Source organism: Flavobacterium sp. ASV13, assembly GCF_000745775.1.
GTDB lineage: Bacteria > Bacteroidota > Bacteroidia > Flavobacteriales > Flavobacteriaceae > Flavobacterium.
Genome location: NZ_JQJY01000001.1, coordinates 188,543 through 209,699, shown reverse-complemented (window position 1 = coordinate 209,699; position 21,157 = coordinate 188,543). Strand labels below are relative to the sequence as shown.

Below are 21,157 nucleotides of genomic sequence, written 5' to 3'. Positions count from 1 at the left end.
GACGTTATGAATTTGAAAATAGCAGTTTTACCAGGAGACGGAATTGGACCAGAAGTAATTTTACAAGCCAAAAAAGCATTATACGCAATTGGCGAGGTGTACAATCATGAATTTGTTTTTGAAGAAGCGCTTATGGGTGCGGTTGCAATTGATAAAACAGGAAACCCGCTCCCGGAACAAACGCTTAATCTTTGTTTGAATACAGATGCAGTTTTGCTTGGTGCTATTGGTGATCCAAAATATGATAACAACCCAAATGCAAAAGTTCGTCCAGAGCAAGGTTTGTTGAGACTTCGCAAAGAGCTTGGTTTGTTTGCTAATATTCGTCCTATTAAGCCATATAAAGCCTTAATCGAATCTTCCCCTTTAAAAAGAGAAATTATTGAAGGAGCTGATTTTACTATTTTCAGAGAATTGACAGGTGGCGCTTATTTTGGAACAAAAACGCTTAATGAAGAAGGAACACATGCTTCGGATTTATGTGAATATTCAGAAGAAGAAATTACTAGAATTGCACATCTAGCTTTTAAATCGGCACAAAAACGACGCAAAAAGTTAACGATGGTTGATAAAGCAAACGTTTTGGAAACTTCAAGATTATGGAGAAAAGTAGTTCAGAAAGTGAGCGAAGATTATCCAGATGTAGCTTTAGATTTTTTATTTGTGGATAATGCAGCAATGCAAATCATCTTAAATCCAAAACAATTTGATGTGATTTTGACAGAAAATTTATTTGGAGATATTTTATCTGATGAAGCAAGTGTAATTACAGGATCAATAGGTTTATTGCCATCAATATCTTTAGGAGAAAAGAATGCTTTGTTTGAGCCAATTCATGGATCATATCCGCAGGCAAAAGGAAAAAATATTGCAAATCCAATTGCTTCGATTTTGGCGGCGGCACTTTTGTTAGAGCATTTTGGTTTAACTAAAGAAGCTAATGTCATTTATAAAGCGATAGAAAAAGCAATAGAATTTAAAGTAGTAACGGTTGATTTAAAACCAGATTCAAAATTCGGTACAAATGAAGTAGGGGAGTTTGTTTCTAATTTTATTTTCAGCAAAGATGATCTGCTTTATTTTAATAATGACAATGTAACTATTGGACAATCGACAATTGTTTAATATTTTTTGTTAAAACGTAGAAGAAATAACAAGAAGTCTTTAAAATGTTGAGATTTTATTTTTTTAGTCATTAAAGTTTTTATACTTTTGTCTCACTAAAAAATAGAAAAGATGCAAATCTCAATTATTATTATTTCTTCTGTCGTTGTTGTCAATGTGATTAGCACATCTGCGTCGGGAATGGTATAAATATAATTGAAAGACTATATTATAAACCTTCCAAATACTGGAAGGTTTTTTTTTGAACAAAAATTAAAATAAAATAATACATAATGGAATTAAATAAGTACAGCAAAACCATCACTCAAGATCAGACACAGCCTGCGGCGCAAGCGATGTTATACGGTATTGGTTTAACTGAAGAAGATTTGAAAAAAGCACAAGTTGGAATTGTGAGCATGGGTTACGATGGTAACACTTGTAACATGCACTTGAATGATTTAGCAAAAGATGTTAAAAAAGGTGTTTGGGATGCAGATCTTGTCGGACTTATTTTTAATACCATTGGTGTTAGTGACGGAATTTCAAATGGAACTGAAGGAATGCGTTATTCTTTAGTTTCTCGTGATGTAATTGCAGATTCTATTGAAACAGTTGCAGGAGCTCAATGGTACGATAGTATTATTGCGATTCCTGGTTGTGATAAAAATATGCCTGGGGCGTTGATCGCGATGGGAAGATTAAACCGCCCGTCAATGATGGTTTACGGAGGTTCAATTCACTCTGGAAAATGGAAAGGTGAATCTTTGAATATTGTTTCCGCTTTTGAAGCTTTAGGAAAAAAAGTAAAAGGAGAAATCACTCCGGAAGATTTTAAAGGTGTTATTAAAAATGCTTGTCCGGGTGCTGGTGCTTGTGGTGGTATGTACACAGCAAATACTATGTCTTCTGCAATTGAAGCATTAGGAATGAGTTTGCCATATAGTTCTTCAAATCCTGCTTTGAGTCAGGAAAAAAGAGATGAATGTCTTGCTGCCGGAGCTGCAATTAAAATTTTATTAGAAAAAGACATTAAGCCAAGAGATATCATGACTCGCAAGGCTTTCGAAAATGCTATTACAATTGTAGCAGTTTTAGGAGGTTCTACAAATGCAGTTATGCACTTAATTGCAATGGCTCACTCTGTTGGAATTACAATTACTTTGGATGATTTTCAGGCAATTAACGACAGAACACCAGTTCTTGCAGACATGAAACCAAGTGGAAAATATATGATGGAAGATATTCATGAAGTTGGGGGAATTCCTTCAGTAATGAAATATCTTTTGAAGGTTGGACTTATTCACGGAGATTGTTTGACTGTAACAGGAAAAACAGTTGCTGAAAACTTAGCTTCGACTCCAGATTTACAAGATGGACAAGAAGTAATTCACGAAATTCAAAAAGCGTTGAAACCAACAGGAAATATTCAGGTTTTATACGGGAATCTTGCTTCTGAAGGTGCTGTAGCAAAAATCAGTGGAAAAGAAGGAGAATATTTTGAAGGTCCAGCTGTAGTTTTTGAAGGTGAATTTGAAGTAATTCCAGGTCTTGAAGCCGGAAAAATTAAACCAGGCAATGTAGTCGTCATTAGAGGTTGTGGACCAAAAGGTGGTCCGGGAATGCCTGAAATGCTAAAACCTACATCTGCGATTATTGGAGCCGGATTAGGAAGCACATGTGCACTAATCACAGACGGTAGATTTTCCGGAGGTTCACACGGTTTCGTGGTAGGACACGTTACACCAGAAGCATATGATGGTGGTGGTATTGCACTAGTAAAAGATGGAGATATAATTGCTATCGACGCTAAGAAAAATACAATCGACCTGAAGATATCTGACGAAGAATTCGCTGCTCGTAAAGCGGCTTGGGTTCAGCCTCCTTTAAAAGTTGATAGAGGAGTTTTGTTTAAGTACGCTAGATCGGTGTCAAGTGCTTCTACAGGATGCGTTACCGATAATTAATTAAAAAACAATAATATCAAGAATCAATTGAAAATTGAAATTGGTTCTTGAAAAACAATATACTATGAGAATATCAGGGGCAGAAGCCGTTATAAGATGTTTGTTAGAAGAAGGTGTAGACTTGGTTTATGGTTATCCAGGAGGAGCAATCATGCCGGTTTACGATGAATTATATAAATTTCAGGATCAGTTGCACCACGTTTTAGTTCGTCACGAACAAGGAGCAACGCATGCAGCTCAAGGTTATGCCAGAGCTACTGGAAAAGTGGGTGTTGCAATTGCTACTTCTGGGCCAGGTGCTACTAATTTAGTTACAGGAATTGCAGACGCACAAATCGATTCAACACCAATGGTTTGTATTACAGGACAAGTTGGAAGACATTTGTTAGGTTCTGATGCTTTTCAGGAAACTGATATTATCGGAATTTCAACTCCGGTTACAAAATGGAATTTTCAGATTACTGAAGCTTCTCAAATTCCGGAAATAATTGCAAAAGCTTTTTATATCGCTCGTTCTGGCCGTCCAGGTCCGGTTTTGATTGATATAACTAAAAATGCACAATTTGACGAGTTTGATTATAGCTATGAAAAATGTACAGGAATAAGAAGTTATGTTCCAGTTCCGAAATTAAAATTAGATAAAGTTGCCGAAGCAGCAGCTTTAATTAATAGCGCTAAAAAACCGTTCATTGTTTTTGGACAAGGAATTATTTTAGGACAAGCCGAAACTGAATTTAAAGCTTTTGTAGAAAAATCAGGAATCCCTGCAGCTTGGACAATTTTAGGATTATCGGCTTTACCTACAGATCATCCTTTAAATGTTGGAATGCTTGGAATGCACGGAAATTATGGTCCAAATTTATTGACCAACGAATGTGATGTTTTAATTGCCTTCGGAATGCGTTTTGATGACCGTGTTACAGGTAAATTAGCTACTTATGCGAAACAGGCGAAAGTAATTCACTTCGAAATTGATCCAGCTGAAATTGACAAAAATGTTAAAACTGAAGTTGCAGTTTTAGGTGATGTAAAAGAATCTTTAGCTGCTTTGTTGCCTTTAATTGATTCTAAAGCTCACGATTTATGGCATAATGAATTTAAGGCATTGCAAGAAGTTGAATATAATACGGTTATTAAAGAAGAGTTGAATCCTACGAATGGTAAAGGAATTTCAATGGGAGAAACTATTGAAATGATCAATAAACATTCAAAAGGTGATGCAATTATCGTTTCAGATGTTGGTCAGCACCAAATGTTTGCTTGTCGTTATGCAAAATTCAATTCAACTAAAAGTAATATTACTTCTGGCGGATTAGGAACAATGGGATTTGCGCTTCCAGCAGCAATTGGAGCAAAAATGGGTAAACCAGAGCGTGAAGTTGTAGCGATTATTGGTGATGGTGGATTCCAAATGACAATTCAGGAATTGGGAACAATTTTCCAAACTCAGGTTCCAGTAAAGATTGTTATTCTGAATAATGAATTTTTAGGAATGGTACGTCAATGGCAGGAATTGTTCTTTGACAACCGATATGCATCAACAAAAATGATTAATCCAAATTTTGTTGCAATTGCAGAAGGATATCATATTAAATCTAAAAAAGTTACGCAACGTGAAGATTTAGATGAAGCTGTAGCAGAAATGTTAGCTTCTAAAGAATCGTACTTCTTGGAAGTCATGGTGGAAAAAGAAAACAACGTTTTCCCAATGATTCCAACAGGAGCATGTGTTTCAGAAATTAGATTAAGCTAAGAAAAAAGTTTCAGGTTTCAAGTTTTAAGTTTCACGTTCTCAGCAGAACTTGAAACCTGAAACTTGAAACAAATAAAACTAAAAAACAAAATGGAAGATAAAACATTTACCATATCGGTATACTCAGAAAATAACGTGGGTTTGTTGAATAGAATATCTGGAATATTCTTAAAGCGTCACATTAATATATTAAGTTTAAATGTTTCAGAATCAGAAATAGAGAATGTTTCAAGATTCATTATTGTAGTTAATACTACAGAGAAATGGGTTCAGAATATTGTGGGACAGATTGAAAAACAAATTGAAGTTATAAAAGCATTTTATCACACAGATGAAGAGACTATTTATTTAGAAAATGCCTTGTTTAAAATTGCTTCAAATTTATTGTTCGACGAAAAACAAATTCAAAATATAATCAAAGAGAGTCAGTCTACGATTGTAACGGTTTCTCGTGATTTTTTTGTGATTTCAAAATCAGGAAGACGTTCTGAAATTGAAGAATTGTATGCTAAGTTCAAGCCATACGGAATCATGCAATTTGTACGTTCGGGAAGAATTTCAGTTTCTAAAGAAAAAATGGAAATTTCAACGCTATTAGAGACTTTCAAATAATATCATTCATAATTACTATTAAATCAATTATTAAATTACACAATTCATTAAATAAAAAAAAATGGCAAATTATTTCAACACATTACCACTTAGATTACAATTAGAGCAACTAGGAGTTTGCGAATTTATGGAGCAATCAGAATTTGCAGACGGAATCGCAGCATTAGCAGGAAAAAAAGTTGTTATCGTAGGTTGTGGTGCACAAGGTTTGAATCAAGGTTTAAACATGAGAGATTCAGGTTTAGATATTTCTTATGCATTGCGTGCAGATGCAATTGCTGAAAAAAGAGCTTCATATAAAAATGCAACTGAAAATGGATTTAAAGTAGGAACGTATGAAGAATTGATTCCAACTGCTGATTTAGTGTGTAATTTAACTCCAGACAAACAACATACTGCTGTGGTTACTGCAATTATGCCATTAATGAAACAAGGATCGACTTTAGCGTATTCTCACGGATTCAACATTGTTGAAGAAGGAATGCAGATTCGTAAAGATATCACAGTAATTATGTGTGCTCCAAAATGTCCTGGTTCTGAGGTTCGTGAAGAATACAAAAGAGGATTTGGTGTACCAACTCTTATCGCTGTTCACCCAGAAAATGATCCAAACGGATTTGGTTTAGATCAGGCAAAAGCTTACGCTGTAGCAACTGGAGGTCATAAAGCAGGAGTTTTGAAATCATCTTTCGTAGCCGAAGTAAAATCAGATTTAATGGGAGAGCAAACAATTCTTTGTGGATTATTGCAAACTGGATCTATTTTATGTTTTGATAAAATGGTTGAAAAAGGAATCGACGCTGCGTATGCTTCAAAATTAATTCAATACGGATGGGAAACTATCACAGAAGCTTTGAAACACGGTGGTATCACAAATATGATGGATCGTTTGTCAAATCCTGCAAAAATTGAAGCTTACGAGTTAGCTGAAGAATTGAAAGACATTATGCGTCCGTTATTCCAAAAACACCAAGATGATATTATTTCTGGAGAATTCTCTAGAACGATGATGATTGATTGGGCAAATGACGATGTTAATTTATTGAAATGGAGAGCTGCAACTGGAGAAACTAACTTCGAAAAAACAGCTCCACAAGAAGCTCCAATTTCTGAGCAAGAATATTTTGATAATGGAGTATTGATGATTGCAATGGTTAAAGCTGGTGTTGAATTGGCTTTTGAAACTATGACTGAAGCTGGAATTATCGAAGAATCTGCTTACTACGAGTCATTACACGAATTGCCTTTGATTGCTAATACAATTGCAAGAAAAAAATTGTTCGAAATGAACCGTGTAATTTCTGATACTGCTGAGTACGGATGTTACTTATTTGATCATGCGTGTAAACCTTTGTTAACAGAATTCATGAAAACTGTTGAAACAAATATAATAGGAAAACCATTCTCAACTTCAAACGGAGTAGATAATGCTGTTTTGATTGCTGTGAATAAAGAAATTCGTCAACACCCTATTGAGGAAGTAGGAGCTTGGTTGAGAGAGTCTATGACGGCAATGAAAAAAATTGGATAATTAAAATTGGGGAAATCTCGCAAAATTGGATTTTGCGGGATTTGCACTGTATCAAATTTTATAATATTTTGAATTAGTAAGCACTTATTAAGAAACTAGATATAGATGCATATTGCATTCACTTAACTTCAGCGAGAGTAAGTTAAGTGAGGCTGATCCCTCATAATGGGGTATATTTTCTAATAAATATACTTGTTGAAATTTCTGTTGTAATTAATAAAGATGCTTCTATTTTCAAAATAGAAGAAGGTATTGTAATTATATAATTACAAAATTAATTGTTATTGAAATTGTTAAAAATAAAAAGGTGTAGTATTTATTTGCTGCACCTTTTTTGTAATATGCTTTTTGATGTAAAAAAGTGTTTTTTTATATTAAACACAATAAAAAGAGATATTTTTTTTAATATGTGTTTTTATTTGTCAAAATTTATGAATTAAATAATTTTAAGAATACGCTGAGATTTAATACATTTATAAAAAAAATTCCAAGAAACATATGAGTTATTATAAAATTGAAAATTTAGAACAATATTTTAAACATTACAATAAGTCAATAAGGGAACCAAGAAAATTTTGGGGTAAAATCGCTGAGGAAAATTTTACATGGTACCAACAATGGGAAAAAGTAGTTGATTTTAATATGGCTGACGCTGAAGTAAAATGGTTTACTGATGCAAAAGTTAATATTACTAAAAACTGTATCGATAGACATTTAAGTAAAAGAGGAGAAAAAACGGCTATAATTTTTGAGCCAAACGATCCATCTGAAGAAGCTTTACATATAACATATAACGAATTATACGAACGCGTTTCAAAAATGGCGAATGTTTTGCGCGAGCAAGGTGTACGTAAAGGAGATAGAGTTTGTATTTATTTGCCAATGATTCCAGAATTGGCTGTTGCTGTTTTGGCTTGTGCTAGAATAGGGGCCATTCATTCAGTTGTTTTTGCTGGATTCTCTGCTTCAGCAGTTTCTGCAAGAATTAATGACTGTGAATGTAAAATGGTTATTACTTCTGATGGTGGTTACAGAGGAAACAAAACAATTGATCTTAAAGGAATTGTGGATGAAGCTTTAGAAACTTGCCCTTCAGTAACAAAAGTTTTGGTTGCTAAAAGAACTAAAACTGATGTAAAAATGAAAGAAGGCCGTGATATCTGGTTACAGCCATTGTTAGATGCTGCTCTAGACAATAGCGTTGCTGAAATTATGGATGCAGAAGATCCTTTATTTATTTTATATACTTCAGGATCAACAGGAAAACCAAAAGGTATGGTACATACTACAGCTGGTTACATGGTTTACACTGCATATACATTTAAGAATGTTTTCAGTCATGAAGAAAATGATATTTTCTGGTGTACAGCTGATATTGGTTGGATTACTGGGCATTCATACATTTTATATGGTCCATTATTAAATGGTGGAACGACAGTGATTTTCGAAGGAGTTCCGTCGTATCCTGATTTCAGCCGTTTTTGAGATATTATCGAAAAACATAAAATCACTCAATTCTATACAGCACCAACGGCAATCCGTTCTTTAGCAAAAGAAAGTTTAGATTATATTCAAAAATATCCTTTGAAATCTTTAAAAGTTATTGGATCTGTTGGAGAACCAATCAATGAAGAAGCTTGGCACTGGTTCAATGACCACGTAGGAGATAAGAGATGCCCGGTTGTAGATACCTGGTGGCAAACAGAAACTGGTGGAATCATGATTTCTCCAATTGCTTTTGTAACGCCAACAAAACCAACATATGCAACTTTGCCATTACCAGGAATTCAGCCAGTTTTAATGGATGAAAAACGTAATGAAATTGAAGGAAATCAAGTAGTTGGAAGTTTGTGTATTAAATTTCCATGGCCTGGAATTGCAAGAACAATCTGGAATAATCATGATCGTTATAAAGAAACTTACTTCTCAGCTTTCCCTGGGAAATATTTTACAGGAGACGGTGCATTAAGAGATGAAGTTGGATACTACAGAATCACGGGTAGAGTAGATGATGTTGTAATTGTTTCTGGTCATAATTTAGGAACTGCTCCAATTGAAGATGCTATTAACGAACACCCAGCGGTAGCCGAATCTGCAATTGTTGGATTCCCACATGATATTAAAGGAAATGCATTATATGGTTATGTAATCTTGAAAGAAACTGGAGAAGTTAGAAATAAAGAAAACTTGTCTAAAGAAATCAATCAATACATTTCTGATCACATTGGACCAATTGCAAAATTGGATAAAATTCAATTTGTGTCTGGTTTGCCAAAAACTCGTTCTGGAAAAATTATGCGTAGAATTTTACGTAAAATAGCAGAAGGTGATTTTTCTAATTTTGGAGATACATCAACATTATTGAATCCTGAAATTGTAGAAGAAATTACAAAAGGAAGAATTTAATAATTTGAATTTATAAATAAAAAAGCCTCTTAAATTTTAAGAGGCTTTTTTTTATGTGATTTATTAAAATTGATTTTTTTATTTAATTCCAAGTCTTGATTTTAATTTTAAAAATAAAAGCGCTATTCTGTAAGCATCTTCAGCTGATGAATTTCTATCGCTTTTTGGGATTTTATAAATTTCACATAAATCATCCAGTGAAAATTGCTTGTCATTAATATCCATTAATTTTCGGTACATCACATCAACATCGAGAGCTTCGTTTTTTAATCTTCCACAGTCAAGACGTTCTAAAGAAGAATTAAGCATTTCAATATCAAAATTTATATGATGACCAACTAAAACGGCATTTCCCAGAAAATTAACGAATGCTTCCAGTGCTTCCGGTTCCTGCATTTTGCTCATTTTGCTTTCAATAATAAATTCGTTTGAAAGTCCATTGTCCTGCAAAAATTTGTATTGCAGCAACACAGATTCAAAATTATCCTTAATTACAATGCTATCATCAATTACAGAGAAAGCACCTAAAGACAAAATCACGTCTTTATTCGGGTTTAAACCAGATGTTTCCGTTGATAGAACAACGAATCTGTTAGGTTTTGTCTCGAATTTATTTAGGTAATCTTTCCAAAAATCTGGATATTCTTTATTAATATTTTTAAGCCAGTCTAGCATATTTTACGAGAATTGTGTAAGTTGAAATTTACTCTTAATTAATTCCTCAAGATCTTTCATTGGGGTCAAGGCATTTTTTAACTTTTCTTTGTCTGTTTTAGACATTTCTCTAAGATTAATATATTGTCCAGAATCGTCATTTTTTAAACCTTCAACAGTTCTAAATTTTGAGAGTGTTAAAAAAGCTTCAGCGCAACTCAAATAGATTTCGGCATTTTTAGAATCTGTTATTGCTAATTGTTTGAATCTCAAATAAGTATTTTTGATTCCTTTAATGTTTGCATTTAAAATTAGTAAACGTGCTGCATCAATCAATGGCATTAAAGCACGCGTTTTGATGTCAAATTTAGTTTTATGCGGACCTTCTTCTTCAACAATGAATTTTTTGAAAAAACTCAGAGGAGAATTCTTTTTCAAGGCATCGTTTCCTAAGAAATCAAAAAATAAAGTATTGTTTACTGCATTTTTGAAAATCACATTTTCTATAACTTCTTCAATTTTTGGTTCACCAAAAACAATTTCATAATCAAAGAAAATACTGCTTAAATCATTGCTGTTTTCACCTGGAGTATTCATCCAGCTGTTGTATTGTTTTGTCCAGTCTGTCAATGATTTACACCATAACATGTTGCTTCCCATATGGCCATTCGGACAAAATTCATATCCTACTTTTTCCAAGATAGTAGTAGCTCTTTTTGCCAATCTTAAAAAGTAATCTTTTACTTCTCTGTATTTTTCCGGAGCAACATCTTCAAAAATTAAAATACTGTCTTGATCTGTAAGTAATAATTGTTCTTTACGTCCCTGACTTCCAATGCTTAACCAAGCAAAACGAGCAGGAGGTGAGCCTAAATCTAAAATAGATAATTCCACAGAACGTTTGATAATTGCCAAATTGATTTCACTTGCAATATTGCTCACATGCGAAATCGGAATATTTTTCTGAATTGAATTCTGAATCAAATCAGACAAACGATCGCGAATTTGTTTTAAGTCTTTTGGTAACTGCGAACGCTTAATTTCTTTAATTAAAACACCAGGATTACTAGCTTGAGCTACAATTAAATCGTGCTCAGAAATAATTCCTTTTACAGCAGATTTACTCGTACCATCTTTTGTTACGCAAAGATGCGTTACATTATGTTTAAGCATTAGTAATTGTGCTTCGGCAAGCGAAACATTTTCAATTACTGTTACTACCGGCGAAGACATGATTTTATCAATCGTTTCTGTAATAGGATAGCGGCCAGTTGCAATTTTTGAAGCTAAATCGGTAGCAGTAACAATACCAATTGGGCGACTTTTTTCGCCACAAACTATAATATTATCGACCATTGCCTCAGTCATTAAAATTGCAACGTCTTTAACAATATGAGTTGCCTCGGTTGTTAAAGGCGAATTGTTATAGTTTAGTGACTGAATATATTGCATTTCTGATTGCTGATCAACATAGAACGAAGTATCAGAAATCATTTTTCCGTTTGAATTTACACTGTCTTTTGTGTGTCTTGAATTTGTTGCAAAACTCTCAAGTAAAAAGTTTAAAACATCAGAATTATTAGCAACAAAAGGTCTGAAAACCGCAATCGGAATAGCATATATGATACTTTCTTCACGCGCTTTTGCCGTCATCATATAATTATTTTTGGCAAAGAAAGGTCTTAAACCAAAAATATCGCCTTCATGACATTTATTGATAATAGTTTCCTCAGCATCAGCAATTGTAGTTAAATTGATGACACCAGAAGCTACAACATAAAAACTATCATGCAGCGTATCGTTATTTTGAAATAATACAGTATGTTTTTCTAAATTTAATACACGGATGTTTGTTGCAATATCAGATAATTCCTGAAAAGTCAAATTATTAAACGGCGGGTATTCTTTTAAAAAATCTGCAATATGCTCAGCAATAGTATTCATATATTTGATAATTTTTTTAAAGTATCGAATGTAAAAATAAGAAAATAAAGTCTTACAATGATAGCAACTTTGGCAGAATCTTAATATTTTAAAGAAATGTTAAGAATTACTGATTTCAAGGCTTTAAAATGTTTTTTTTACGTTTAAAATTTAAATTATCATTCTAAAGTTAATCTGATTTTGATGATGATTTTTAAAATAATTATGCAAAATTCTCATTTACAATTAGTTTCAATGAGTGGAAGTGTCTTCACAATATTAATTTACATTGAACTAAAACGATTCGAAGATATATTTTTGAAATATTCTATTTTACATAATATAAATTATAGGTCAAAATGAGATAGTGTCTCTTAAGCATAACGGATTGAAAATTCAAGGCTTTTATAAAATGATTTGATGATCAATGAATATAAAAATCGATTGATGAAAATTAAAGAAACTCCAATTCAGGATATTTTATATTTTGGCGAAATAACTTTTATTGCAATTACCAAATAATTAATTCAATTAAAGATCATGTTTTATTTAGTTCCTTTTTGTGTGTCTAAATCGTGAAGTTTATCTCTTACAGTTCTAACCATTTCTGCAGATATAGTTGGCTTTTCTTCCTCCAATTCGTTTAGGATTATAACGATATCAATGTTTTCTACTGTTTTCAATCTTAAAATTTCTTCTTTTGTTAAATAATCGAGACATTTTTTTATACATTCAATTGCTCTACCTAAGTTTATTACGTCATCTGAATATGTGTAATGCGATACAGCTAAGCAATAATCTCCAAAAGCGTCTAAATAGTTCCTATCATCAAAAAAACTATTCGCTTGTAATTGCATAATTTGTCCATTCAAATTTGAAATATCTTTTTGTAATTTTTTTTCGTATGTACTTAGTTTGCTTTCAAGCGTTAAAATCATTTCGTTATTAATTTCCTTTTTTGCTTCTTCAATTTTCAAGTTTAATATTCCCTCTAATTCTCTCTCACTAGCCTTTAGACTTTTATTTTGAAAATATTGAATAGCTATTGGAATAATAATTGCAAGCAAAGCAAAAGCAGTACTTACAACCCACAATAATTATTAGAAATAATTAACCTTGTAATTTAAAACTGTTTATATGAGTGATAGATTGAAAAATAAAGTACTAAATAATTTACTGAATGCTTTTAGTAAAGTGGGGGTTTATGGAATTGGAACAATAGAACAAGCAAGAGGAAGTTATACACAAACAATTGAAGATGAAACACAAATTCCTAAAGAAAAATTATTGCTAATACTCGCTTCATTAAAGTCAGAAGGATATATTACAAAATTCACAAATGGAAATGTGATAATTTGGTCAATTACCGACAAAGGAAGAAATGCAATTTTGACAAAACATTTTAGTTGGTATTCTTATGATAATTTTATAAAGCTAATGCCAATAATAATTTCAATATTATCTTTAATAGTTTCTATTATTGCTTTATACATTTCTATCTAAAAACTCCGCTTATGCTCCGTTGCCTTCGTTTCACTTTAGAAAATCTAGAATGTTACATACTTTGTGTTGGGGATGGTTTCCCCCAACTCTCCCGAATTTTTTTTCAAAACGCTTTTTGGATTTATTTCCGATTCGTTTTAAAACAGAATTTCTCATATTTGAAAAAATAAATTAATTTTTATCAAATAAGCGATTTATGAGCATTTGTAAATTTTAAATAAAAAAGCATCACAATTCTGTGATGCTTCAAATTTCTCATATTTGAAAATTTAATCTAATTTTTTCAAATAAACGGATTTTCCGTTAAGTGAGATTTCAATTTGATTTGTTTTATCACTAAATGTCGTTCTTAAAACATTTCCTTTAAAAAGCTGAACATCGCCAAAAACTTTTCCGGTTTCATCTGAAATGTATTCAAATAATAGTTTTTTATTCCCTGGTTCAATTCCTAATTTATAACTTGAGAATTTTGTGCCTTTTAAATCAAATTGCTGTTGCGAATCGATAATTTTTCCGTCAGCATAAAAATTTGTAATCGTTTTGTTTAATGTAATGTCCGGATAATACTCATTTACTTTTTTTAGAAGTTCGTATTGTTCTACATTTGCATCTTCTTGTTTTGATACGATGGTTTGAGCAAATGAAATTGTTGTAAAAATAAACGCTAATAATAAAGTGATTTTTTTCATAATTTAAATTTTATAGTTAAGGATTCAAAAATATTTCTGAAAACTTACATAATTTCCATTTTTCATGTGAAAATGTTATTATATCTAACAAGATAGTGAATATTAATTGATAATTTGGAATTATAAGTAATTTTTTATAAAAATGACAACAAAAAAATACATCAAACTTATTCTTATTTTAGGTTCTTTAACCGCACTTGGACCTTTTTCAATCGATATGTATCTGCCTGGTTTCTCAGATATTGCAAAAGATTTGAACACTACTATTGCAAAAGTTTCGATGAGTTTGTCCAGTTATTTTATTGGAATTTCTGCCGGGCAATTGCTTTACGGACCGCTTTTAGATCGTTTTGGGCGAAAAAAACCTTTATTTATAGGTTTGATGGTTTACATATTAGCATCATTAGGCTGTGCTTATGTGACTGATGTTGATACATTTATTCTGTTGCGATTCGTTCAGGCAATCGGGAGCTGTGCTGCGACAGTTGCTTCTGTAGCTATGGTTCGTGATCTTTTTCCTGTCAAAGATATTCCTAAAGTATTTTCACTTTTAATGCTTGTTCTTGGTCTTTCTCCAATGCTCGCGCCTACAATTGGCGGTTATGTAACAGAAGATTACGGCTGGCATATTGTGTTTTTTATCTTAATGTTTATGGGAATTTCTATATTATTTGCCTCTCAAATTGGTTTGCCAAATAGTTATAAACCAGATGTTTCTATATCATTAAAGCCAAAGCCTATTATTTCAAACTTTTTAAAAGTCCTAAAAGAACCTCAGTTTTTCACTTATGCATTTACGGGAGCAATAGCTTTTTCTGGATTATTTACATACGTAGCGGCCTCACCTATCATTTTTATGAATATTTATCATGTTGATGCTAAAACTTACGGATGGATTTTTGCTTTTATGTCGGTTAGTTTTATTGGTTCGAGTCAGTTAAATTCTGTTTTATTAAAGAAATTCACAAGTGAACAAATGATTTTTGGAGCGTTGATTTTACAATCAGTTGTTAGTATTGTTTTCCTTTTGCTTTCCTTAAATAATTTATTAGGTTTATATGAAACTATAACGATGCTATTTCTATTTTTAGGCTGTTTAGGAATTTCAAACCCAAATACGGCGGGGCTTACAATGGCTCCGTTTGCTAAAAATGCTGGTAGCGCATCGGCTTTAATGGGAGCTATTCAATTAGGTTTAGGATCTATTGCATCTTTTGCTGTTGGGATCTTTGTTAAGGATTCTGTAACGCCTATGGTTCTTATTATGACAGTTACTACGATTATTGCTTTTATTGTTTTAAATATCGGAAAGCGATTTATTAAAAAGAAAGTAGAATTAAGCGCTGAAGATGACATTGTTGTTGTTCATTAATTTTGTTTTTTATCTATTTGAAAATCAATAAATAATATTTTAATGTGTTTTATTTCATTAATTTTATAGTGCTTAAAATTAAATGGAATCCAGATACCATTTGAAAAACGGGGCGAAACCGAAAAGCCACATGAGTAGGAATAAATTAGAATTATTATGCCGAAATATGTTATTGAAAGGGAAATCCCAAATGCCGGTAAACTTACATCTGATCAATTAAAAAGTATTTCACAGGCTTCTTGTGGTGTGCTTAATCAATTAGGAACACAAATTCAATGGCTAAACAGCTATATTACAAATGACAAGCTTTATTGTATTTATATAGCACCAAATAAAGAATTGGTTTATGAACATGCTAAATTAGGCGGTTTTCCTGCGAATTCAGTAAATGAAGTAGTAGGAATAATTGATCCGACTACAGCCGAATGAATTTAAAACAAAAAAGCCAGACAAAAAATCTGGCTTTTTTTATGAAATTTTAAATATATTACTCTGCAGATTGTCTCTTGTCAGGTCTTATAATCATTCTAAGAGACTGATCTCTTGCGAAATATGCAACCATCCAGTTCCAGAAAGTATTTAATCTGTTTCTGTAGGTTATCAAAGAAATCAAGTGAATGAATAACCAAATTACCCAAGCGAAAAATCCATTAAAATGCCATTTCGGACTTGGTAAATCTACTACGGCTTTAGCTCTTCCAATAATGGCCATAGATCCTTTATCATTGTAAGCAAAAGGTTTAAGCGGTTTTTTTGCAGCCATATTCATGAAGTTTTTGGCTAGATTTATTCCTTGTTGAATCGCTACTTGCGCCACTTGCGGATGTCCATCAGGGAAGTTTTTATCTCCAGCTAAAATAGCAGTATCTCCAATTGCATATACATTATCTAATCCGTTGACTTTATTGTATTGGTCTGTTGCCATACGTCGTCCTCGTCCATAACTTTCCTTCGGAATTCCTTCGAAAATTTTAGCAGAAACACCAGCGGCCCAAATTAGATTTTTGGTTTTGATGGTTTCTCCATTTTCAAAAAATACTGTATCATCAACATAATCAGTTACACGACTGTTTAATTTGACTACAACGCCAAGATTTGTCAATGCTTTCAAAGTATCTTTTTGCGAAGCTTCACTCATTGGTGATAGCAATGCATCTCCTCCATCAACTAAATAAACATTGCTGGCAGAAGTATCCAATTCAGGATACTCTTTCAGTAGGATACTTTTTCGCATTTCGGCAAACATTCCAGAAACTTCCACTCCTGTTGGTCCTCCTCCTGCTACTACAATCGTTAATAATTTACGACGTTTGCGCATATCTTTACAAATTGCCGCTTTTTCAAGATTTTTAAGCAATGTATTACGCATTTCGATGGCATCGTTTAGCGTTTTCATCGGAATGGCGTTTTTCATTACGTTTTCCATTCCAAAATAACTCGTTTCTGCACCTGTTGCAAAAACCAGATGATCGTATGTTAATTCACCATTGCTTAAAATGATTTTATTTTCGGCTGGAACTACAGAAAGTAATTCGCCTAAACGAAACTGAAGATTTTTTTTACCTGCGAAAAATTTTCTGAAAGGATAACTAATGCTTGATGGTTCTAAAAAAGCCGTTGCAACTTGATATATTAACGGAGGAAAAAAGTTATAATTATTTTTGTCTACAAGCGTTACTTGTATCTGAGGATGGTTTACAAGTTCCTTTGCGAGATTGATTCCCGCAAAACCTCCTCCTATTATGACTATGTTCATATATGCTGTTATTAAATAGGATTATAAAATAATACCTTATAAATATACAACTTTAATATGCAATGACAATTGCTGAATTTATTACTTTTTGAATTTTTTAACAGGTTTTTCAACTACATCGATTTTGTTTTGAAGGACATAATTTGCCAGCAATTTTTCAATCAATTCGTCTTTTGTAAGGTGATGAAAAACAGTTTTTACTTTTGTTTTTAAATCTGAAGAAATATCATGATTTGGCTTTGTTTTGAAGATTTGTTTTGCCCATAAAAGTGTGTTGTTTTCTTCTAAACTCAAAGTAGATGGTTTTTCGAATTTGGTAAATTTGATTCCCAATTCTCTTTCAAAATCAGGAATTTCAACAGTTTCTTCTTCTTGTAAAACAGTCAATGAAAGTCCTTTTGCACCAGCTCTTGCTGTTCTTCCGCTTCGGTGAACATAGTTTTCGTAAGTGTCTGGTAAATGGTAATTGACAACATAAGCAATTTCTTTTACATCAATTCCTCTCGCCGCAAGATCTGTTGCTACTAAAATATTGATGTGACCTTCACGAAATTGTTCCATAATTCGGTCACGAATTCCTTGTGTCAAACTTCCATGTATGGCTCCCGATGAAAAACGATTTATGGCTAAATTTTTAGCTAATTTATTTACAGCAGCTTTCGTTTTGCAGAAAATAATACCACGTTCACCTTCTCTTGAATTCAGGAAATGCATTAAAACATCTAGTTTTTCAATTGGATCTACCACAATATATTGATGGTCGATTTCTTGATTTCCTGTTGTCTCCATGCTCGCACTAATTTGTACGGCATTTTTGTTTAAATAATTTTGAACCAGTTGTTTGATTGTACCTGGTAAAGTGGCTGAAAATAAAAGAGTACGGTGTTTCTTTGGAAGTTCAGCAATAATTTCGTCTAAACTTTCTTTTAGAATTGAAACCATTTCATCGGCTTCATCTAAAACTAAATATTCTGCTTTACTTAAATCAACGGCTTTTCGCTGAATCAAATCGATCAAACGTCCCGGAGTCGCTACAACGATATGTGCAGGCTGTGTAAGACGCTCAATTTGAGGTTTGATTGGAATTCCGCCACAAGTTGCAGCTATTGAAATATTTGGAATATGTTTCGAAAAATCCTCTAAATTTCTAAAAATCTGATGTCCAAGTTCTCTTGTTGGAACTAAAATTACGGCCTGAACTGCTGAAGATTGAGTGTCAGTCAATTGCAATAATGGTAATCCAAAAGCAGCCGTTTTTCCTGTTCCTGTTTTGGCTAAACCAACAACATCATGCTTTTCGGCCAAAAGAAGCGGAATTGTTTTTTGCTGAATTTCTGTTGGTTCAACAATGCTTAATTCGCCTAAGGCTTTTAAAATTGGCGCTGAAACTCCTAATGCTGAGAATTGTTTAGACATAGTTTTTGTTTTTTTGTTTAAAGTTTCATGTTTCAAGTTGTACAGAAACTTAATAAATTCGAAAAAGGAGAAATCACATTCGAAATGAATTATTCTGAAATGCGATTTCTCCTTTAAAATTATAAATAATGTTCTAGATTCCAATAACTTGAAACATGAAGCCTAAAACTTTAAACTTTTTTAAAATCAATCTGGTTCGTTCATGATTTTTTCACGGTATTTTTTACCGATCAATAAAGTCATATTCTTTTTATAATCGTCAACCAGCCATTCACGGTAGTTTTTACTGCATTGGCTTAAACATTTAGCATAACGCTTAATACGGCATTCGATATCATCATCAAGTTCTTTTCCTAATGATTTTGCTTCCTGCAGCGTTTCAGTATTATCGACACACATTGAAGCGTGTTGCTCTAATGATTTGTCCAATACAATTTTTGAACGTAAATTTTGTTTAATTGCCAGTTTATGTTCTTCATCTACATCAAAAGTCACATCGGCAGTTTTGCTGAATTTCGCTCTTAATTCAGGCGGCATACTGTATTTGAAAAACATTTCGATCTCAGTATCATCTCGAAGATTTTCAAGATAAAATTCTGGAGATTTAAAAATGTGTTGCCAGTTTACAGGCTCGCTCCATAATCCAAAACGAGCAGCATTGTTTCCTAAATCAATTACGGTAAATTCGTCTTTTCCAGGCAATTTACGAGAGCCTCGGCCAATCATCTGAAAATATAATGTAAGCGATTTTGTTGCTCTGTTCAAAATAATAGTCTCGACAGTTGGCTCATCAAAACCAGTTGTAAGGATTCCGACAGAAGTCAAAATCGCATCTGGAGTTTTCTTGAACCAAGCCAAAATATCTTTACGTTCTTCAGAACTGCTTGTGTTATCAAGATGTCTGATGTCGTAACCTGCTTCTCTAAAAGTATCATATACATATAATGAAGTATGAATACCATTATTGAAAATAAGCGTTTTTTTACCCAAAGAACGTTCTGTGTAAGCATGAAGTAATTTTTCCTGCATCATTGTATTAGTATACAAATCGTCAGAAGATTTTACAGTGTAATCACCGTTGATACCTACTTTTAGTGAAGTTAATCCAACATCATAACTATAAGTTGTTGCTCTTGCCAAAAATCCTTTATCGATCAATGAACCAATTGTATCTCCAACGATTAATTCGTCGTAACTCTGGTGCATTGGCAATTTTATGTTTGAACTCAATGGAGTTGCTGTTACTCCAAGAATAAAAGCATTTTTGAATGAGTTTAATAATTTTCTGAATGAATTGTAGTGCGCCTCATCAATAATAACCAAACCAATATTGTCAAGATGCAATTTTTCATCATTGATACGGTTTTTTAAGGTCTCAACCATTGCCACGAAACAAGAATAATCATTTTGATCAGGAAGTTCTTTTACCTTACTGTTGATTATTTTATTGCTTACGCCAAAACCTTTCAGCATTTTTGACGTTTGTTTGCAAAGCTCGATTCGGTGCGTTAAAACAACCACTTTTTTGTCATTATTAGATAAATAACGACGCACAATTTCTGAGAATATCACTGTTTTACCTCCACCAGTTGGTAATTGATACAATAAATGGTGTTTTTGAGGAGCATTGTCTAAACGGTCAAAAATGGCATCAATATCGCCTTTTTGGTACGCATAAAGTTCTTTTTTCTCTTCTCTTTCTATTTCTAAAGTGTTTTGAGACATTGTTTATTTTTGGATTTTTGCAAAAATACACCGAAAAAACAGTTATTCATCGTAATTTAACCTAAAATAAATGTTTTTTTTAAATAAAGATTTTTTATGAGAAGTGCATTTAAAGGTCAATTTTGTCTAAAATCGCTTCAAAATCGTACTTGTTTTTCCATTTTTGTTGAACAATTTCATCATGAATTGCAATAATTCTTGCTTTATATTCAGTTAAAATTCCGTTTGAAATTAAAAAATTAACTGCTTGTTCAAATGAATTAAATATGCTTTTGTAAAATAAATCCTGCTTTATAAGATTTTGAGAAGAATAGGTTTGGGCAATTTCGATGTTATAAAGCATCAAATCGGCAATTACAAAAGAATCGACACCAAGAGAAATAAAATGTTTAATTATTTTTTGAGCAACAGAGCGACGCATTTTTGCTTTCGGACGCCATCTTGCTCCTGGTTTTTTGATTGGAAAATATTCATGCGAGATTTTAACCTTTGATTCCTGCAAAAGTTTGTCTTCTTTCGGATTAAAAACAAAATCATAATACACTTTTACGGGACTGAATTTTTCATACAGATCGATTAGTTGTTCTTCGAGCTGTTCTTTACTTAATTCGGCTAAATATTTTTTTAAATCGCGTTTGCTCATTATCAAAGTTTAAGACTGTAAAAATAAATTACTTTTCTGACACATAACTTAAAAACCAATCCTAATACTTAATTTTGCTTCCATAAATTCAAAAAATACATCT

At 32.6% G+C, this 21,157-nt stretch carries 16 protein-coding genes and 1 pseudogene; 9 read left to right on the top strand and 8 right to left on the bottom strand.

Features of this window, described 5'->3' with window-relative positions; translation table 11 throughout:
- Positions 1-6 precede the first annotated feature (6 nt).
- From leuB to acs, 6 genes and pseudogenes are all read left to right on the top strand, one after another.
- Positions 7-1,125 carry a 3-isopropylmalate dehydrogenase gene (gene leuB / locus GQ47_RS00940; RefSeq protein ID WP_035643809.1) on the top strand — a complete coding sequence of 373 codons (1,119 nt, stop codon included), beginning with the start codon at positions 7-9 and terminating at the stop codon, positions 1,123-1,125.
- Positions 1,126-1,397: 272 nt separating this feature from the next.
- Entirely contained in the window at positions 1,398-3,071 is a 1,674-nt protein-coding gene (ilvD, locus tag GQ47_RS00935; RefSeq protein WP_035643807.1) for a dihydroxy-acid dehydratase, read from the top strand.
- 64 nt (positions 3,072-3,135) lie between these two features.
- Positions 3,136-4,824, top strand: a complete 1,689-nt coding sequence (gene ilvB / locus GQ47_RS00930; RefSeq protein ID WP_035643806.1) for a biosynthetic-type acetolactate synthase large subunit — start codon at positions 3,136-3,138, stop codon at positions 4,822-4,824.
- Between the two features lie 90 nt (positions 4,825-4,914).
- Positions 4,915-5,436: an acetolactate synthase small subunit gene (gene ilvN, locus GQ47_RS00925; RefSeq protein WP_035643804.1), complete on the top strand. Its 522-nt coding sequence runs from the start codon at positions 4,915-4,917 to the stop codon at positions 5,434-5,436.
- Positions 5,437-5,497: 61 nt separating this feature from the next.
- Complete coding sequence (gene ilvC / locus GQ47_RS00920) at positions 5,498-6,967, top strand: ketol-acid reductoisomerase (RefSeq protein ID WP_035643802.1); 1,470 nt, start codon at positions 5,498-5,500, stop codon at positions 6,965-6,967.
- Between the two features lie 498 nt (positions 6,968-7,465).
- Positions 7,466-9,373 (top strand): annotated as a pseudogene (gene acs / locus GQ47_RS00915) (acetate--CoA ligase).
- A gap of 78 nt (positions 9,374-9,451) precedes the next feature.
- Here the strand turns inward: acs and GQ47_RS00910 are convergent.
- The 3 genes from GQ47_RS00910 to GQ47_RS00900 form a co-directional block, all read right to left on the bottom strand.
- On the bottom strand, positions 9,452-10,048 hold the full coding sequence (locus GQ47_RS00910) for a 3'-5' exonuclease (protein WP_035643800.1): 597 nt from the start codon (positions 10,046-10,048) through the stop codon (positions 9,452-9,454).
- A 3-nt stretch (positions 10,049-10,051) separates the two neighbouring features.
- A complete protein-coding gene (locus GQ47_RS00905) occupies positions 10,052-11,971 on the bottom strand; it encodes a DUF294 nucleotidyltransferase-like domain-containing protein (protein ID WP_035643798.1) in 1,920 nt (639 codons plus the stop codon).
- Between the two features lie 524 nt (positions 11,972-12,495).
- Entirely contained in the window at positions 12,496-13,044 is a 549-nt protein-coding gene (locus GQ47_RS00900; RefSeq protein WP_035643795.1) for a hypothetical protein, read from the bottom strand.
- A gap of 43 nt (positions 13,045-13,087) precedes the next feature.
- On the opposite strand from GQ47_RS00900, the gene GQ47_RS00895 reads away from it, so the two are divergent.
- Positions 13,088-13,453 (top strand): hypothetical protein, encoded by a 366-nt coding sequence (locus GQ47_RS00895; protein WP_035643793.1) that lies wholly within the window; start codon positions 13,088-13,090, stop codon positions 13,451-13,453.
- 269 nt (positions 13,454-13,722) lie between these two features.
- Here GQ47_RS00895 and GQ47_RS00890 read toward each other — a convergent pair whose 3' ends face one another.
- A complete protein-coding gene (locus tag GQ47_RS00890) occupies positions 13,723-14,142 on the bottom strand; it encodes a hypothetical protein (protein WP_035643792.1) in 420 nt (139 codons plus the stop codon).
- Between the two features lie 142 nt (positions 14,143-14,284).
- Between GQ47_RS00890 and GQ47_RS00885 the strand changes: the two genes are divergently transcribed.
- Both GQ47_RS00885 and GQ47_RS00880 read left to right on the top strand, forming a co-directional pair.
- Positions 14,285-15,514 carry a multidrug effflux MFS transporter gene (locus GQ47_RS00885; RefSeq protein WP_035643790.1) on the top strand — a complete coding sequence of 410 codons (1,230 nt, stop codon included), beginning with the start codon at positions 14,285-14,287 and terminating at the stop codon, positions 15,512-15,514.
- A 156-nt stretch (positions 15,515-15,670) separates the two neighbouring features.
- The gene (locus GQ47_RS00880) at positions 15,671-15,943 is read left to right on the top strand and encodes a DUF4242 domain-containing protein (protein WP_035643788.1); all 273 of its coding nucleotides are present in this window, start codon (positions 15,671-15,673) and stop codon (positions 15,941-15,943) included.
- A gap of 58 nt (positions 15,944-16,001) precedes the next feature.
- Here the strand turns inward: GQ47_RS00880 and GQ47_RS00875 are convergent, their stop codons facing one another.
- The 4 genes from GQ47_RS00875 to GQ47_RS00860 all read right to left on the bottom strand — a co-directional run bounded on the left by GQ47_RS00875 (position 16,002) and on the right by GQ47_RS00860 (position 21,054).
- On the bottom strand, positions 16,002-17,270 hold the full coding sequence (locus GQ47_RS00875; protein ID WP_035643786.1) for an NAD(P)/FAD-dependent oxidoreductase: 1,269 nt from the start codon (positions 17,268-17,270) through the stop codon (positions 16,002-16,004).
- Between the two features lie 81 nt (positions 17,271-17,351).
- A complete protein-coding gene (locus GQ47_RS00870; RefSeq protein WP_035645026.1) occupies positions 17,352-18,686 on the bottom strand; it encodes a DEAD/DEAH box helicase in 1,335 nt (444 codons plus the stop codon).
- 186 nt (positions 18,687-18,872) lie between these two features.
- Positions 18,873-20,411: a DEAD/DEAH box helicase gene (locus tag GQ47_RS00865; protein ID WP_035643785.1), complete on the bottom strand. Its 1,539-nt coding sequence runs from the start codon at positions 20,409-20,411 to the stop codon at positions 18,873-18,875.
- Between the two features lie 109 nt (positions 20,412-20,520).
- A complete protein-coding gene (locus GQ47_RS00860; protein ID WP_035643784.1) occupies positions 20,521-21,054 on the bottom strand; it encodes a DUF6155 family protein in 534 nt (177 codons plus the stop codon).
- Between the last annotated feature and the right edge of the window lie 103 nt (positions 21,055-21,157).

Bases quoted from the DNA above. Each gene is read 5' to 3' on its own strand.
- leuB (WP_035643809.1), top strand. From the start codon at position 7: ATGAATTTGAAAATAGCAGTTTTACCAGGAGACGGAATTGGACCAGAA.
- ilvD (WP_035643807.1), top strand. From the start codon at position 1,398: ATGGAATTAAATAAGTACAGCAAAACCATCACTCAAGATCAGACACAG.
- ilvB (WP_035643806.1), top strand. From the start codon at position 3,136: ATGAGAATATCAGGGGCAGAAGCCGTTATAAGATGTTTGTTAGAAGAA.
- ilvN (WP_035643804.1), top strand. From the start codon at position 4,915: ATGGAAGATAAAACATTTACCATATCGGTATACTCAGAAAATAACGTG.
- ilvC (WP_035643802.1), top strand. From the start codon at position 5,498: ATGGCAAATTATTTCAACACATTACCACTTAGATTACAATTAGAGCAA.
- GQ47_RS00910 (WP_035643800.1), bottom strand. From the start codon at position 10,048: ATGCTAGACTGGCTTAAAAATATTAATAAAGAATATCCAGATTTTTGG.
- GQ47_RS00905 (WP_035643798.1), bottom strand. From the start codon at position 11,971: ATGAATACTATTGCTGAGCATATTGCAGATTTTTTAAAAGAATACCCG.
- GQ47_RS00895 (WP_035643793.1), top strand. From the start codon at position 13,088: ATGAGTGATAGATTGAAAAATAAAGTACTAAATAATTTACTGAATGCT.
- GQ47_RS00890 (WP_035643792.1), bottom strand. From the start codon at position 14,142: ATGAAAAAAATCACTTTATTATTAGCGTTTATTTTTACAACAATTTCA.
- GQ47_RS00885 (WP_035643790.1), top strand. From the start codon at position 14,285: ATGACAACAAAAAAATACATCAAACTTATTCTTATTTTAGGTTCTTTA.
- GQ47_RS00880 (WP_035643788.1), top strand. From the start codon at position 15,671: ATGCCGAAATATGTTATTGAAAGGGAAATCCCAAATGCCGGTAAACTT.
- GQ47_RS00875 (WP_035643786.1), bottom strand. From the start codon at position 17,270: ATGAACATAGTCATAATAGGAGGAGGTTTTGCGGGAATCAATCTCGCA.
- GQ47_RS00870 (WP_035645026.1), bottom strand. From the start codon at position 18,686: ATGTCTAAACAATTCTCAGCATTAGGAGTTTCAGCGCCAATTTTAAAA.
- GQ47_RS00865 (WP_035643785.1), bottom strand. From the start codon at position 20,411: ATGTCTCAAAACACTTTAGAAATAGAAAGAGAAGAGAAAAAAGAACTT.
- GQ47_RS00860 (WP_035643784.1), bottom strand. From the start codon at position 21,054: ATGAGCAAACGCGATTTAAAAAAATATTTAGCCGAATTAAGTAAAGAA.